Annotated in this window: 14 protein-coding genes; 9 read left to right on the plus strand and 5 right to left on the minus strand. The window is 63.4% G+C overall.

Annotated elements, in window-relative coordinates; translation table 11 throughout:
* Both AC04SH_RS10400 and AC04SH_RS10405 read left to right on the plus strand, forming a co-directional pair.
* Complete coding sequence (locus AC04SH_RS10400) at positions 1-186, plus strand: DUF2065 domain-containing protein (protein WP_112560446.1); 186 nt, start codon at positions 1-3, stop codon at positions 184-186.
* 142 nt (positions 187-328) lie between these two features.
* The gene (locus AC04SH_RS10405; RefSeq protein ID WP_488574943.1) at positions 329-1846 is read left to right on the plus strand and encodes a DegQ family serine endoprotease; all 1518 of its coding nucleotides are present in this window, start codon (positions 329-331) and stop codon (positions 1844-1846) included.
* A gap of 46 nt (positions 1847-1892) precedes the next feature.
* On the opposite strand, the gene AC04SH_RS10410 is transcribed toward AC04SH_RS10405, so the two are convergent.
* Both AC04SH_RS10410 and serB read right to left on the minus strand, forming a co-directional pair.
* Positions 1893-2465: a GNAT family N-acetyltransferase gene (locus AC04SH_RS10410; RefSeq protein WP_488574944.1), complete on the minus strand. Its 573-nt coding sequence runs from the start codon at positions 2463-2465 to the stop codon at positions 1893-1895.
* Complete coding sequence (serB, locus tag AC04SH_RS10415; RefSeq protein WP_488574945.1) at positions 2462-3349, minus strand: phosphoserine phosphatase SerB; 888 nt, start codon at positions 3347-3349, stop codon at positions 2462-2464. Before serB ends, AC04SH_RS10410 begins: the two co-directional genes overlap by 4 nt.
* Here serB and miaA point away from each other — a divergent pair.
* Together miaA and AC04SH_RS10425 are read left to right on the plus strand one after the other, a co-directional pair.
* A complete protein-coding gene (gene miaA, locus AC04SH_RS10420; RefSeq protein WP_488575192.1) occupies positions 3339-4304 on the plus strand; it encodes a tRNA (adenosine(37)-N6)-dimethylallyltransferase MiaA in 966 nt (321 codons plus the stop codon). The genes serB and miaA overlap by 11 nt on opposite strands.
* 131 nt (positions 4305-4435) lie before the next feature.
* A complete protein-coding gene (locus AC04SH_RS10425) occupies positions 4436-5227 on the plus strand; it encodes a GGDEF domain-containing protein (RefSeq protein WP_488574946.1) in 792 nt (263 codons plus the stop codon).
* 286 nt (positions 5228-5513) lie between these two features.
* On the opposite strand, the gene AC04SH_RS10430 is transcribed toward AC04SH_RS10425, so the two are convergent.
* Entirely contained in the window at positions 5514-7343 is a 1830-nt protein-coding gene (locus AC04SH_RS10430; RefSeq protein WP_488574947.1) for an ATP-binding protein, read from the minus strand.
* Positions 7344-7495: 152 nt separating this feature from the next.
* Between AC04SH_RS10430 and AC04SH_RS10435 the strand changes: the two genes are divergently transcribed.
* Genes AC04SH_RS10435 through AC04SH_RS10445 form a run of 3 tightly spaced genes read left to right on the plus strand, consistent with a single transcriptional unit; the run spans position 7496 to position 8918 of the window.
* The gene (locus tag AC04SH_RS10435) at positions 7496-8062 is read left to right on the plus strand and encodes a helix-turn-helix domain-containing protein (RefSeq protein WP_488574948.1); all 567 of its coding nucleotides are present in this window, start codon (positions 7496-7498) and stop codon (positions 8060-8062) included.
* 4 nt (positions 8063-8066) lie between these two features.
* A complete protein-coding gene (locus tag AC04SH_RS10440) occupies positions 8067-8375 on the plus strand; it encodes a hypothetical protein (RefSeq protein WP_112560453.1) in 309 nt (102 codons plus the stop codon).
* Positions 8376-8390: 15 nt separating this feature from the next.
* The gene (locus AC04SH_RS10445) at positions 8391-8918 is read left to right on the plus strand and encodes a GNAT family N-acetyltransferase (protein ID WP_488574949.1); all 528 of its coding nucleotides are present in this window, start codon (positions 8391-8393) and stop codon (positions 8916-8918) included.
* A gap of 10 nt (positions 8919-8928) precedes the next feature.
* Here the strand turns inward: AC04SH_RS10445 and AC04SH_RS10450 are convergent, their stop codons facing one another.
* Positions 8929-10731 (minus strand): NAD(P)-binding domain-containing protein, encoded by a 1803-nt coding sequence (locus tag AC04SH_RS10450; protein ID WP_488574950.1) that lies wholly within the window; start codon positions 10729-10731, stop codon positions 8929-8931.
* A gap of 138 nt (positions 10732-10869) precedes the next feature.
* Positions 10870-11760: a LysR family transcriptional regulator gene (locus AC04SH_RS10455; RefSeq protein WP_488574951.1), complete on the minus strand. Its 891-nt coding sequence runs from the start codon at positions 11758-11760 to the stop codon at positions 10870-10872.
* 121 nt (positions 11761-11881) lie between these two features.
* Between AC04SH_RS10455 and tmpA the strand changes: the two genes are divergently transcribed.
* Together tmpA and tmpB are read left to right on the plus strand one after the other, a co-directional pair.
* Positions 11882-13033: a 2-trimethylaminoethylphosphonate dioxygenase gene (gene tmpA, locus AC04SH_RS10460; RefSeq protein ID WP_488574952.1), complete on the plus strand. Its 1152-nt coding sequence runs from the start codon at positions 11882-11884 to the stop codon at positions 13031-13033.
* Positions 13030-13614: a (R)-1-hydroxy-2-trimethylaminoethylphosphonate oxygenase gene (tmpB, locus tag AC04SH_RS10465; protein ID WP_488574953.1), complete on the plus strand. Its 585-nt coding sequence runs from the start codon at positions 13030-13032 to the stop codon at positions 13612-13614. The genes tmpA and tmpB overlap by 4 nt, the downstream gene beginning before the upstream one ends.
* The last annotated feature ends 242 nt before the right edge of the window (positions 13615-13856 follow it).

A 13856-nucleotide genomic window follows, 5' to 3' on the forward strand; every position in this document is an offset into this window, starting at 1 on the left:
GTGCAGGATTTTCTTGCGGCCATAGGCCTGGTCCTCGTCGTCGAGGGCCTGGTCTATGGCGGTTTCCCCGGCCTTGCCAAACGCCTTGCTGGGGAAGTGCTGTCGATGCCTGAAAATGCGCTGCGCATCGTCGGGCTGGCGGCGATCGCCATCGGCGTCGGCATTGTCTGGCTGGTGCGTGGCTGAGGATCGCTGATATCAGGTGTAACGGAGGATTTATCCTCCTGATGTGGCTATAGCCGCAGATGTGCCGTATTTCTTGCCAACATGACGCGACGCGGCGTTTTGCCGAAGCGCTTTTTCTTTTCGCAATTCCGGGAGGCTCTCGATGACATCCAACACCCTTCTGCGCGCGGCGCGGCGGACGTTCATCGCAGGTGCTGCGGCACTTATGGTCGGCGCGCTTGCCGTTCCGGCTTTCGTGACGCCGACGGTGGCTGCGGACGGACCGGCTTCGGTCGCCGACCTCGCCGAAGGCCTGCTAGGCGCGGTGGTCAACATCTCGACCTCGCAGACCGTGAAGGGCACGGAAGGTCCGGGCGCGGTGCCGATGCCGCAACTGCCGGAGGGCTCGCCGTTCCAGGATTTCTTCGACGATTTCTTCAAGAACCGTGGCGGCGACAAGGATGGCGGCTCGCAAAAGGTGCAGTCGCTGGGCTCCGGCTTCGTCGTCGATGCCGAGCAGGGCATTGTCGTGACCAATAATCACGTGATTGCCGATGCCGACGACATCGAGGTGAATTTCTCCGACGGCGTGACGTTGAAGGCGACGCTGGTCGGCACCGACACCAAGACCGACGTCGCGGTGCTCAAGGTCGACCCGAAGGGCCACAAGCTGACGGCGGTGAAGTTCGGCGATTCCAACAAGATGCGCGTCGGCGACTGGGTGATGGCGATTGGCAATCCGTTCGGCCTCGGCGGCACGGTCACGGTCGGCATCGTCTCGGCCCGCAACCGCGATATCAATTCCGGCCCCTATGACGACTTCATCCAGACCGACGCCGCCATCAACCGCGGCAATTCCGGCGGACCGCTGTTCAACAGCGTGGGCGAGGTCATCGGCATCAACACGGCGATTATCTCGCCGTCGGGCGGCTCGATCGGCATCGGCTTCTCCATCCCCTCGCAGCTCGCCTCGGGCGTTGTCGACCAGTTGCGCCAGTTCGGCGAAACCCGCCGCGGCTGGCTCGGCGTACGCATCCAGCCGGTGACCGACGACATCGCCGAGAGCCTCGGCATGGCGACCGCCAAGGGCGCGCTGGTTGCCGGTGTCATCAAGGGCGGACCGGTCGACAACGGCACAATTCTCGCCGGCGATGTCATCATCAAGTTCGACGGCAAGGACATTCATGAAATGCGCGACCTGCCGCGCGTCGTGGCGGAAAGCCCGGTCGGCAAGGCGGTCGACGTGATCATCGTGCGCAAGGGCGTCGAGCAGACGGTGAAGGTGACGCTCGGCCGGCTCGAGGACGGCGAGAAGCTCGCCAGCGGCGAAGACGGCACTACCGAGGAGGACAAGGGCGGTGACAAGGCGCCGGCGGTGTCGACGGCTTCGGTGCTCGGCATGACCGTCGGCGAACTCAATGACGAGACGCGGACCAAGTTCGGCATCGCGGCTGATGTCTCGGGCGTCGTCATCACCGACGTCACCAAGGATTCCGCCGCCGCCGAGCGCGGTATCCAGGCCGGCGAGGTGATCACCGAGATTGCCCAGGAATCGGTCGCGACCCCGAAGGACGTGATGGACCGGATCGGCGCGCTGAAGGAGCAGGGGCGCAAGAATGCGCTCTTGATGCTGGCGTCGAAGACCGGCGAGTTGCGGTTTGTTACGATCCGGATGGATTGAGTCCGGTCAGGCCTGCAACGATCTGATTTCGAAATGAAAAGGGCGGCTAGCGAGCCGCCCTTTTTCGTGCCTGCCAGTCCTTGCGCGATAGGGCGTAGAGGACATGCCGCTTGAGATGCGGGTGGCTGTCAGGGATGGATGGGTGGTCGAAATCGCGAGCCGGGTCAGGGCTCATGCCAAGACGCTCCATGACGGCCGTCGAGCGGCGGTTGGCCGCGACGGCGAAAGAGACGATTTCGTCGCGGTCAAGCGTTTCGAAGCCAAAGGCGAGCCAGGCTTCGGAGGCCTCGGTGACATAGCCCTTGCCCCAGAATTCCGGCGCCAGTCGCCAGCCGATCTCGATCGTATCGGAAGGCATGGACGGCACGTGATCGGTCTCCAAGAGGCCGACAAAGCCAATGCATTCGCCCGTCGCGGCAATCTCGGCGGCGGCAAAACCAAAGCCGTCCTCGGCGATCCAGCCCCGAAATTCGTCCATCTTGGCATCCGTCTCGGCACGGTCGCGGCGGAACGGAAAGAATTCCATCACCCGCTCGTCCGAATTGATGCGATGGAAGAGCTCGCGGTCGCGGTCTTCCCAATTGCGCAGGATCAGGCGTTCGGTGCGCATCGGTTTCATACGACGAATTCCTCCTGCCGGTAGCCCTGCACATAAAGCAGCGCGGTGAGATCGCCATGGTCGATGCGGACTTTGGCTTCGGCGGCGACGGTGGGTTTGGCGTGGAGCGCAACACCGGTGCCGGCAAGCCGGATCATGTCGAGGTCGTTGGCGCCGTCGCCGACGGCAATGGCGTCGGCCGGCGTCAGGCCCAGGCGGGCCGAGATTTCGATAAGCGCATCGGCCTTGGCCGCGCGGCCGAGGATCGGCTCGGCGACCAGTCCGGCAAAGCGCCCGTTTTCCTCGATCAGGCGGTTGGCGCGGTTTTCCTGGAAGCCGAGCATGCCCGCGATGCGGCTGGTAAACACGTCGAAGCCGCCGGAGACAAGTGCCGTCCAGGCGCCATTGGCCCGCATCGTCTGCACCAGAGCGCGACCGCCCGACGCCAGTGTCAGGCGGTTGGCGATGATGCGGTCGACAACGGCGGTATCGAGGCCTTTCAGCAGCACCACGCGTTCCCGTAAGGCGGGCTCGAAGGCGATCTCGCCATTCATCGAGCGCGCCGTGATGGCGGCGACGCGATCTTTGACGCCGATCTCGTCGGCCAGTTCGTCGATGCATTCCTGGTCGATCATGGTCGAATCCATGTCGGCGAGCAGTATTGTCTTGCGGCGCGTGTCAGCCTGCTGGACGATCACGTCGACAGGCTCGGAGGCAAGCGAGGCGCGCAAGGCGGCAATCGTCTCAGTGGTTTCAGCCCCTTCGGCCAACACCAGATCGCACGCAACGCCTTCACCCAGCCAGCGAACAGCGCTTGCGCCGACCGAGCGTGAGGCCATATTCGCAAGCGAGGCCGAGACATTGCGGCGGACCGGATGGGACACAAGCGTGGCAATCAGCGGCATCGAAAATTCCAGGCAGGCGGGCGAGGGCCGCGTGAAGAACGCGATCCTGATAGCCGGGCCGACCGCAAGCGGCAAGTCGGCGCTGGCGCTCGATCTCGCCGAACGCAAGGGCGGTGTCATCGTCAACACCGATTCCATGCAGGGCTATTCGGTGCTCGATGTGCTGACGGCGCGACCGAACGCGGCCGAACTCGGCCGCGCGCCGCACTTTCTCTACGGCCACGTGCATCCCTCCACCGCCTATTCCACCGGTGCCTGGCTGCGCGACGTGATGAAGCTGATCGATGACGGTACGCTTGCCCGGCGGCCCGATGGCCCTCCCTTTGAGCGACCGGTGATTTTCGTCGGCGGCACCGGGCTTTATTTTCGCGCCCTTGCCGAGGGCATTTCGGAGATGCCGGACATTCCGCAGCAGGTGCGCGACCGCTGGCGCTACGAGTTGAAGGAGCAAGGCGCGGCCAAGCTGCATCGCCTCCTGATGCACGAGGATTCGGCGGTTGCTATGCAGCTGAAGCCGACCGACGGCCAGCGCATCGTGCGGGCGCTGGAGGTGCTTGACGCCTCCGGCCGCTCCATTCTCGAATGGCAAGCGGCGCGTGGCCGGCCGCTGATCGACCGCGACAGCGCTCAGTTCTTCGTCATCGAACCGGACCGCGCGGCCCTTGTCGAGCGGATTGAGAGCCGGTTCGATCGTATGCTCGATCTTGGCGCTCTCGATGAAGTCAAACGCCTTGTGGCGCTTGGCCTCGATCCTGATTTGCCGGCGATGAAGGCGATCGGCGTTCGCGAGCTCTCGGCCGCGATGGCTGATGACATCAGTTTCCCCCAGGCCATCGAGCGCTGCAAGGCCGCGACGCGGCAATATGCCAAACGGCAAACGACGTGGTTTCGCCATCAGTTGGGGCCGGAATGGCTAAGATTGCAGCCTGGTGACGACCTGCAAACGGCGATTTGATTCTCCTGCTGCTAATACAATTAAAGAAACAGGATCCGGAATGAACATTCCCGTTCCGGTTGTCTGGATTAACTGTCCGTAAGGCGCCGTCATGCCATAAATCAGGCGGGTACTTTTCCAACGGGGAGCAGATGCGTTTCCATAAGGCGGAATCCGCATTTTTCGTCTTTATTTTCGTGATCCTCGCCGCAGGCCTGGTGACACTTCATGCCTATGGTCTTTTGCAGGGCATCGCCGCCGACATGGATGCGGCGTCCCGCATCGAGAGGATCGTCTACCTCAACAGGCTGCTGTTCATCACCGGTGTGCTTCTGGCGACGGCGCTGTTCTTCGGTGTGTTCTTCATCTACCCGCTGATCCGCAGACAGGCGACGGAAGAGGGCAAGCTGCGGGCGATGACGGTGTCGCTCAGCGCCCGTTCGGAAACGCTGCAGCATGCGGCGCTGACCGACGGTCTCACCGGCATGCAGAACCGGCGCTATTTCGACGATGCGCTGAAGGAATATCTCGAAGAATTCCGCCGTATCGAGAAGCCCGTTGGGCTGATGATCCTCGACCTCGACCATTTCAAGCAGGTCAATGACACGCATGGCCACGATGTCGGCGACGAGGTGCTGAGGGCAGTCGCCAATTGCCTCAAAGGCATGACTAGATATCACGACGTGGTGGCGCGGCTCGGCGGCGAGGAGTTTGCCGTGGTCACGCCCAACATGGATGCGGAGTTGCTGGGGAAATTCGCCGAACGCATCCGCAAGGCGATCGCCAACATGTCGGTGCTGTCGGGCAATGTCCGCCTCAAGATCACCACCAGCGTCGGACTTGCTGTGTGGGACCGGAAGGAAACGGCCGAGGAATTTTACCGCCGCGCCGACCGCCAGCTCTATGAGGCGAAGAGGCAGGGCCGCAATCGCGTTTGCGCCTAAAATCCCGGCATTAAATTCGTGAGGCTGGCCGCCTGGTGCCGCCCTCTGCGCTTCCGGCCTTCGCCGGCCGAAGCACTCATGAGTGGTTTGGCAGTTAAGGCTACGGCCGGCGTAGGCCGGTGCTCACGGACTGTATGTCCGCTCCGCTCCGATTCTCGAAGACAGCACCAGTCGACGCAGCCTGACGAATTTTCTGACGGGATTTGCCCAAGCCGGTCAACGAAGCCGGCGCTGGGACGCCGACGCGGCTTTTCAATTGTTCGGCAGAAGGACGTTACGCTGAAGCTCAATCGTTCTGCGAGCGCATGCCGAAGGTGGCGGGCTTGAGGCCGTAGCGCATGTCGAAATCGTCGTCTGGCTGGACGCGCGGCGCTGGCGGCTTGCGATAATCTGGATCGCCGGCCTGGCGGCCGGTATCCACGACCTCGGCGAAGGCCATCGCCTGTTGCGGCTTCGGCACGTTGCGCAGCCGCTCCACGATGGCCGCGAGATCGACGTCGTTGCCGTCCTGTGAGAACTCGTCCTGCTCTCGCTTGGCGGTGCCGGGGATCAGATTCTCCGCCAGCTTTTCGAATTTCAGCCGCATGGTCGTCGCCACGCCTTCGCCGAAGGCGATGGCTTCGCGCTGACCCATGGAGGACAGGAAGGCCAGCGTCGAGGCGGAGGAATCGGCGATCGCCGAGCGGATGATTGCCTGGTCCTGCTCGTTGGCCAGGCGCATGGCAAAGAAGGTCGAGCATTGCGACAGGATGGTCGGATCAAGTTCGCCCGGACGCTGGGTGACGACGCCGAGATAGCAGCCATATTTGCGGCCTTCCTTGGCGATGCGCGACAACGCATGCCTTGTCGGCGCGAAGCCGAGTCGCGGATCGGCCGGCATGTAGCGATGCGCTTCCTCGCACAGCAGCAAAAGTTTCAGCCGGCCTTCGCTCCACAGAGCGAGGTCGAAGGCGAGGCGCGCCAGCACCGAACAGACGGAGTTGACCACTTCGGACGGCATGCCGGCCATCTCGAAGCAGGTCACCGGGCGGCCATGATGCGGCACCCGGAAAATGTTGCCGATCGTCTCGTGGATCGTGTCCTCGATCAGCCGCGAATTGAACATGAAGCGATAGCGCGGGTCGGATGCCGCCGACTCGATGCGCGTCTTCAGCGATTTCAACGTCGGGCGGTCGTTCTTGCTTTCCAGGAGGCCCATGCGCTCGTCGATCTGCTTGATGAGATCGACCATGCGGTAGGGCACCGGCGTGTCGGCGGTCAGCGCATCGCTGCCGCGCCGCACATAGGAGCCGGAACTGGGGTTGCGATAGAGGTTCTTGGCGGCGGGGATCAGATCGCGCAGGACATCGACTTCTTCCGGCACGACCTCCCGGCCGCGAAACAGCACTTCGGCGAACTCCTCCAGCCTGAACATCCAGAACGGCAGATCAAGCGTCTTGGAATCGACCCGGACGCAGAACTCCGGCAGCGACGCGGCGAATTCATTGTGCGGATCGAGGATGAGGATGCGCAGATCGGGCCGGGCGGCGATCGACTTGCGTAAGAGCAGCGAGACCGCCGTGGATTTGCCGACGCCCGTCGTGCCGACAATGGCGAAGTGGCGCGCCAGCGTGTCGTCGATGGCGATGTTGGCGTCGATCGCCTCGTCCTGCGACAGCGTGCCGATGGTGATCGAATGACGCCCGGCGAGATCGTAGACTGCCTGCAGGTCGCGGCTGCGGATGCGGTGGGCAATGGCGCCGATATGGGGATAGGTGGTGATGCCGCGGTCGAAGATCGGACGGTCGCCGGGCTCGGCGCCGTCGCGCACCTCGCCGATCAGTTCGACGCTGACCTCGATCGGGTTCTGCCCCTCACTGCTCCAGGCGCGATCCGATTTACCGATCTCATAGACCAGGCCAACGGTGCGCGATGTGCCGAGGTTGATGGAGATCATCTTGCCGACCGTCCACAGGCCGGTGACCGCGCCTTCGAGGTCGTCGGCATAGGCACTGATGGTGGCACGCGCACCGTCGCACTGCACGACATTGCCCAGAATGCGCTTGTCGTTCTGCTCGGCGCGGCGGCGCTCCTGCGAGGTCGGTTCGCCGACGGAGGCTTCGCGCTCGACAAACATACGGTCCGATCCCCATTTCCGTGGAGCGTTGACCCTACGCAAATGGGGTTAAGGTGGCGTGATGCGGGATGGTGTAGCAGGCGTTAACCCGTTAGCGAAAATTCAACCGACCAGCCTCTTTCCCAGTGCAGAAATTTCGATATATTGGACGAATGACTGATATAGCGAATGACGTATCCGCCACGATCGGCAAAAGAATCCATGCCGAAAGAACCTTGCGCAACTGGTCGCTGGCAGAGCTGGCGGACCGCTCCGGCGTCTCCAAAGCCATGCTCAGCACCATCGAGCGGGGCATGACCAGCCCGACCGCGGCTCTCCTGGTGCGCATCGCCGCCGCCTTCGGCATGACGCTGTCGACGCTGATTGCGCGCGCCGAGCAGCAAGGCGGCGGCCTGCTGCGCGAAAGCGAGCAGCCGGTGTGGCGAGATCCCGGCACCGGCTATGTCAGGCGGCATTTGTCGCCGATCTCCGACATGCCGCTTGAACTGATCCGGGTGCAATTGCCGGCGGGCGCCAAGGTAAGCTTCCCGGCAGCGTCCTATGCCTTCATCAAGCAGCAGATGTGGCTGATCTCCGGACGGCTCGAATTCACCGAGGGCGATGTCGTGTACAGTCTCGAGCCCGGCGACTGCCTGGCGCTCGGCGCGCCGTCGGACTGCACGTTCCACGCCGTGGGGCCGCAGCCCGCCGACTATCTGGTCGCGCTGGTCAGGGGCTGAGGCCGTGGCAAGACGTCCCAAGCGCTCCGACAATGGCGGACCGCCGCTCGATGATTACAAAGGACCGCCCTGGGGCAAGGGCGATCCATACATCTTCCTCGCCTGGCAGGCAGCGCACGCCAAGGCGTGGAAGGCGCCGAGCCGTGACGTGATGCTGATGCGCATGGAAAAGGCCGAACGGCTCGGCCTGACCTATGAGGAATACACGCTCGAAATCCTCGAACGCGGGCTGCACCTGCAGCCGAAAGACGCCGATCGCATCGCCGCGATCAAGGCGGGACGAAAACGGCGCCGCGTCGCGCGTCTGGATTAGCAAGGGACATCACGCATGAGTTCCATCGAAATCAAGGTCCTGACCCGTGACGCCGCAACGCTAACCGCGCTGGTCGACATGCTGATCGAGACGGTCGCGGCCGGCGGCTCGGTCAGCTTCATGCATCCCTTGTCCCGGCAGGCGGCGGAAGGCTTCTGGGACCAGTCGCTGACGGCTGCGGAGAGAGGTGAAAGGGTGGTGCTGGGCGCCTGGGACGGTGATGCTCTCGTCGGCACCGTGACCTTGCTGCTCGACTTTCCGGTCAACCAGCCGCACCGCGCCGAGATCGCCAAATTGATGACCCGGCTCGCACATCGCGGCAAGGGCATAGCGAGCCGGCTGATGCGCGCCGCGGAGGCTCTCGCCGTCGAGAGAGGCCGCACGTTGCTGGTGCTGGATACTGCGACCGAGGAGGGCGCTTCGGGCCTTTACGAAAAACTCGGCTTCACGCTCACCGGCGAAATACCGGACTTTGCCTTGAAGCCGCGTGGTGGACTGACCGGCACGCTCATCTACTGGAAGCGCATCGGCCAGCCTCGGTAACTATCCTTCGCTAACCTTTGTGATGCACCTGTTGCAGCCCGTAGACCGGCGTTGCAATGTCTTCCATCCGCGCCTTCAACTGCAGTGACAGGAACTGCGAATAGTGGCGTGACTGATGCAGGTTGCCGCCATGGAACCACAGCGCCTCCTGCTGCGTCGGCTTCCACATGTTGCGCAATTCGCCCTCCCACGGGCCGGGGTCCTTGGTGGTGTTGGAGCCAAGGCCCCAGCATTTGCCGACCTTGTCTGCGACCTCCCGTGAGATCAGGTCGGCCGCCCAGCCGTTCATCGAGCCGTAGCCGGTGGCGTAGACGATGAGATCGGCCGGCAATTCGGATCCGTCGCTGAGCAGCACCGAGTGCTCCTTGACCTCCTTCACCTCGACGCCGCTCTTCAGCTTGATCGAGCCATCGATGATCAGGTCGGAGGCGCCGACATCGATGTAGTAGCCGGAGCCGCGCCTGAGATACTTCATGAACAGGCCGGAGGCGTCATCGCCCCAGTCGAGCATGAAGCCGGCCTTCTCAAGGCCTTTGTAGAAGCCGGCGTCGCGTTTCTTCATCTCGGCATAGGCCGGGATCTGAAACTCGTGCAGGATCTTGTAGGGCAGGGAGGCGAAGACGAGGTCGGCCTTGGCGGTGGTCATACCGCTCTCGACCGCCTTTTCCGAATAGAGCGAGCCCAGCCCGATCTCCATCAGCGTGTCCGACTTGACGATATGGGTGGTGGAGCGCTGCACCATGGTGACGTCGGCGCCGGCTTCCCAAAGGGCTGCCGCGATGTCGTGGGCGGAGTTGTTCGAGCCGACGATGACAGCCTTTTTGCCGACATAAGCGTCGGGACCGGGGTGCTTCGAGGAGTGATGCTGGTCGCCCTTGAAGCTTTCCATACCCTTGAAGTTTGGCATGTTGGCCTTGCCGGACTGGCCGGTGGCCAGCACCAGCTGCTTCGGCTTCAGCGTGATGTCCTTGCCGTCGCGGCGCACGACGACCGTCCATTCCTTTTTCTTGTCGTCATAGACAGCGCTCTTGGCCTCGGTCGAGGACCAGTAGTTCAGCTCCATCACCTTGGCGTACATTTCCAGCCAGTCGCCGATCTTGTCCTTGGGCGCGAAGACCGGCCAGTTCCGGGGAAAATCGATATAGGGCAGATGGTCGTACCAGACCGGATCATGCAGGCAGAGCGACTTGTAGCGCTTGCGCCAGCTGTCGCCGGCCCGCTCGTTCTTTTCGACGATGATGGTCGGCACGCCGAGTTGCCGCAGTCGCGCGCCGAGCGCGATGCCGCCCTGGCCGCCGCCGATGATGAGCGTGTAGGGCTGCGTCTTGAAGCCGAGTTCGGCGGCTTCCTTCTCGCGCTCTTCCTTCCAGGTCGGCCGGTTCTTGCCGTGGCCATGCTTGGCGCCGAGCGGGCGGTCGAAGCCGGCCGGCTCCTCGTGGCCCTTGAGCTCGACCATGGTGGTGAGCAGCGTCCAGATCTTGCCGTCCTTCAGCCTGATGTGACCGAAGCCGCGCGCCACTGAAGTCTCGAAGCTGATCCAGCCGTCGAGCACGCCATCGTTTTCCGTGGCGTCCTCGCCCTTGGCGATCGCCCAGTTCGACGGCTTGGTCTTCGCCAGCTGGCTGACCAGCATGTCGCGCACCTGGTCGCGCCCTTCCATCGTCTTGATGTTCCAGGTGAAGGTGACGAGATCGCGCCAGTAACAATCCTCCTGAAAGCAGGCGACTGCCTTGTCGATATCGCCGGCTGTGAGTGCCGCGCCGAAGCGATCGAGCAGGTCGGACAGCTTCTTGTTGGGGGCCTTGTCGAGCATCGAATTTCCTCCGCGATTTTTTCCTGGCCGCCTGTAGCGGGCGGAACCTGCCGAAGCTTGACGTCCGGCTTCGCGCAGTATCGCGGCAAATTATGCGCCCCGTCACGTCGTCCAATAGTTTGGCGCGTATTCAGGGACTTATCGGGAAATCGGGGCGCCGAAGGCTGTTGCGAACCAGCGGCGGACTGCATCCTCGGCCGGGCTCAGATGAGCGCCCGAGGGCGCTGTCAGATAGTGGCCGGCGCCGCTCGACAGCGTGAAACCGGACAGGGTGACAAGGGATCCGTCGCGCAGCGCCGCATCGGCCAGCGGGCGTGATCCCAGCACCATACCGGCGCCGTGCTTGGCCGCCTCCAGTGCAGTGACGAAACTGTCGAATTTGTGCGTCGGCCCGATCGTCGGTTTCATCCGAGCGACGGCGAACCACTCGCCCCACATTTCCCGCGCGCCGACGACCGTAAGTCGCGGCAATGCCGTCCAATCGGGGATCCTGGCGAGGTCGGGCGCCGCCATCGGCGTCAAGGCTTCGCGGGTCAGGCGGTCGGCCTGCCGTCCGGGGAAGGAGCCGGAGCCGGCGCCGAAACGAATGTCGAGCCCACCGGAGCGCTCACTATAGTCAGCCGGGGTGTGGATGGTCTCGACCTGCAGCTGGACGAAGGGCAGATCACTCGCCATCTGCGGCAGCTTCGGCGCGATCATCAGCACCGCGAAAGAAATCGGCGAGCGGATCGTGACGCTCTGGATCGTCCTCGGTTCGAACAGCTCGCGCGTGCTGTTGGCGATCACGGCAAAGGCCGATTGCAGATGCGGCAGATAGGCAGCGCCCTGCGGCGTCAGTTCGACGCCGCGCGCCAGGCGGATGAACAGCGGCTGCTTCAAGCGCTCTTCAAGCGCGCGGATGTGCTGGCTGACGGCAGCCTGGGTCAGGCCAAGCTCGGCCGCTGCGGCGGTGAAATTCGACAGCCGCGCGGCGGCTTCGAAACTGCGCAGCCAGTCAAGCGGGGGCAAGGGCAGGGTGGTTTGAGGCATAAGCAGTTTGTGGCCTTTGGCTGCAAAATGATAATTTGAATTATGCCTGTCGTGCCATCACCATGCAATCGGAAACCCTGCGGAGTTGGCCGTGGGGCATTGCGGACAGGAACGGATCTTCATGCTCACCCACGCGCTGATCGGCGACGAAGGCAGAACAATCGAACTCAGCTGGAAGGATGGGACGCGCACCCGCTTCCACGCGATGTGGCTGCGCGACAATGCGCTGGACGACAAGACGCGCAGCGCCGGCAATGGCCAGCGGCTGATCACCATTCTCGACATTCCGGCGCAAACGCGGATCGGCACTGCGGCGATCAAGGGCGATGCTCTTGAGATCAGCTTCGTACCGGAACAGAAAACAGTCAGCTTTCCCGCGGCCTGGCTGAGTGCCAATGCCTATGATCGCGATGCCGCCCGCGAGCCCGGCTGGACCGGCGAGGCCATCGTGCGATGGACCAAGGCTTCGATGCAGCATTCGGTGCCGCGCGCCGGCTATGCAGCTGCCAGCCGCGACCGCGCGGTGCTCAGGCAATGGCTGTCGGCGGTGAAGACCTATGGCTTCGCGGTGATGGAGGGCCTGCCGACCGAATCCGGGGCGCTGTGCAAGGTCTCCGATCTGTTCGGCTATATCAGGGAGACCAATTACGGCCGCTGGTTCGAGGTCCGCGCGGAGGTCAATCCCAACAACCTCGCCTACACCAATCTCGGCCTGCAGGCGCACACCGACAATCCCTATCGCGATCCGGTGCCGACGCTGCAGATATTGTCCTGCATCGAGAACACGGTGGAGGGCGGCGAATCCAGCGTCGTCGACGGTTTTGCCGTCGCGGCCGCCCTGCAGGCTGAAAACCCCGAAGGCTTCCGTCTGTTGAGTTCATATCCGGCGCGTTTCGAATATGCCGGCTCATCCGGCGTGCGGCTGCAGGCGAAGCGGCCGATGATCGAGCTCGGCCCGGATGGCGAACTCATCGCCATCCGCTTCAACAACCGCTCACTGGCGCCGACCGTCGATGTGCCATTCGCCGATATGGAAGCCTATTACGCCGCCTATCGCCGGTTCGCCGAACTGATCGAGGATCCGTCCTTCGAAGTGACCTTCAAGCTCGAGGCAGGGCAGGCCTTCATCGTCGACAACACGCGCGTCATGCATGCCCGCAAGGCGTTTTCCGGGACCGGCAAGCGCTGGCTGCAGGGCTGCTACGCTGACAAGGACGGCCTTTTGTCGACGCTTTCGGCGATCGAACACGAGTTCAAGGAGGCCGCGGAATGAGCGGCCAGGATTTGAACGCGCACAACATCGTCGAATTCATCGCCGACATTTTCGAGCGCCGGGGTGCGGAATCCTATCTCGGTGAACCCGTCACCATGTCGGAACACATGTTGCAGGGCGCATGGTTTGCCGAACAGGACGGCGCGCCGGATGTGCTGGTGGCGGCGGCACTGCTGCACGATATCGGCCACTACACCAGCGAGTTCGGCACCTATTCGCCCGATGATGTCGAGGACAAGCATCATGACGAGGCCGGCGGCGAGGTGCTGGCGCCGTTCTTTCCGCCCGTCATCGTCGAATGCGTCAGGCTGCATGTCGCCGCCAAGCGCTTTCTCTGCGCCACCGACCCGACCTACTTCGGCCGGCTTTCGCCGGCCTCGGTGCACACGCTGTCGCTGCAGGGTGGGCCTATGAATGCCGAGGAAGTGGCCGCGTTCCGCAAGAACCCGTTTCACGAAGAAGCTGTGCGGGTCCGCATCTGGGACGAGGCCGGCAAGATCGCCAACATGAAGACGCGGGCGTTTCGCGACTACGTGCCGCTGCTGCAGCGGGTTGTTAGCGACTTCGCCAGTCGCGCCTGATGGCAGGCGGGAGGAGACAGCGATGTGTTTCTGCTTCGACGGCGAAGGCGCGGTGGCTGCATACCGGCCGCCAGCCTGTGAGCGACGGCCTGTCGCAAGCGCTCCTGCTTTATTGCCGGCGATCATCAACGACGCGTACAGCCGGTTTGCCACTGCCGGTTTGTCCGGGCCGGGCGACCTGGCTGTTCGCCTTCTTGCCGTTGCACCCGTTCCGTTGTATTAGCCGCGCCCAGTCAGCGGCA

This window comes from Mesorhizobium sp. CNPSo 4688 (genome assembly GCF_057784295.1).

Coding starts and splice junctions, on each gene's coding strand:
- tmpB (WP_488574953.1), top strand. CDS start 13,030: ATGAGCGGCCAGGATTTGAACGCGCACAACATCGTCGAATTCATCGCC.
- AC04SH_RS10430 (WP_488574947.1), bottom strand. CDS start 7,343: ATGTTTGTCGAGCGCGAAGCCTCCGTCGGCGAACCGACCTCGCAGGAG.
- tmpA (WP_488574952.1), top strand. CDS start 11,882: ATGCTCACCCACGCGCTGATCGGCGACGAAGGCAGAACAATCGAACTC.
- serB (WP_488574945.1), bottom strand. CDS start 3,349: ATGCCGCTGATTGCCACGCTTGTGTCCCATCCGGTCCGCCGCAATGTC.
- AC04SH_RS10445 (WP_488574949.1), top strand. CDS start 8,391: ATGAGTTCCATCGAAATCAAGGTCCTGACCCGTGACGCCGCAACGCTA.
- AC04SH_RS10455 (WP_488574951.1), bottom strand. CDS start 11,760: ATGCCTCAAACCACCCTGCCCTTGCCCCCGCTTGACTGGCTGCGCAGT.
- AC04SH_RS10410 (WP_488574944.1), bottom strand. CDS start 2,465: ATGAAACCGATGCGCACCGAACGCCTGATCCTGCGCAATTGGGAAGAC.
- AC04SH_RS10425 (WP_488574946.1), top strand. CDS start 4,436: ATGCGTTTCCATAAGGCGGAATCCGCATTTTTCGTCTTTATTTTCGTG.
- AC04SH_RS10450 (WP_488574950.1), bottom strand. CDS start 10,731: ATGCTCGACAAGGCCCCCAACAAGAAGCTGTCCGACCTGCTCGATCGC.
- AC04SH_RS10435 (WP_488574948.1), top strand. CDS start 7,496: ATGACTGATATAGCGAATGACGTATCCGCCACGATCGGCAAAAGAATC.
- AC04SH_RS10405 (WP_488574943.1), top strand. CDS start 329: ATGACATCCAACACCCTTCTGCGCGCGGCGCGGCGGACGTTCATCGCA.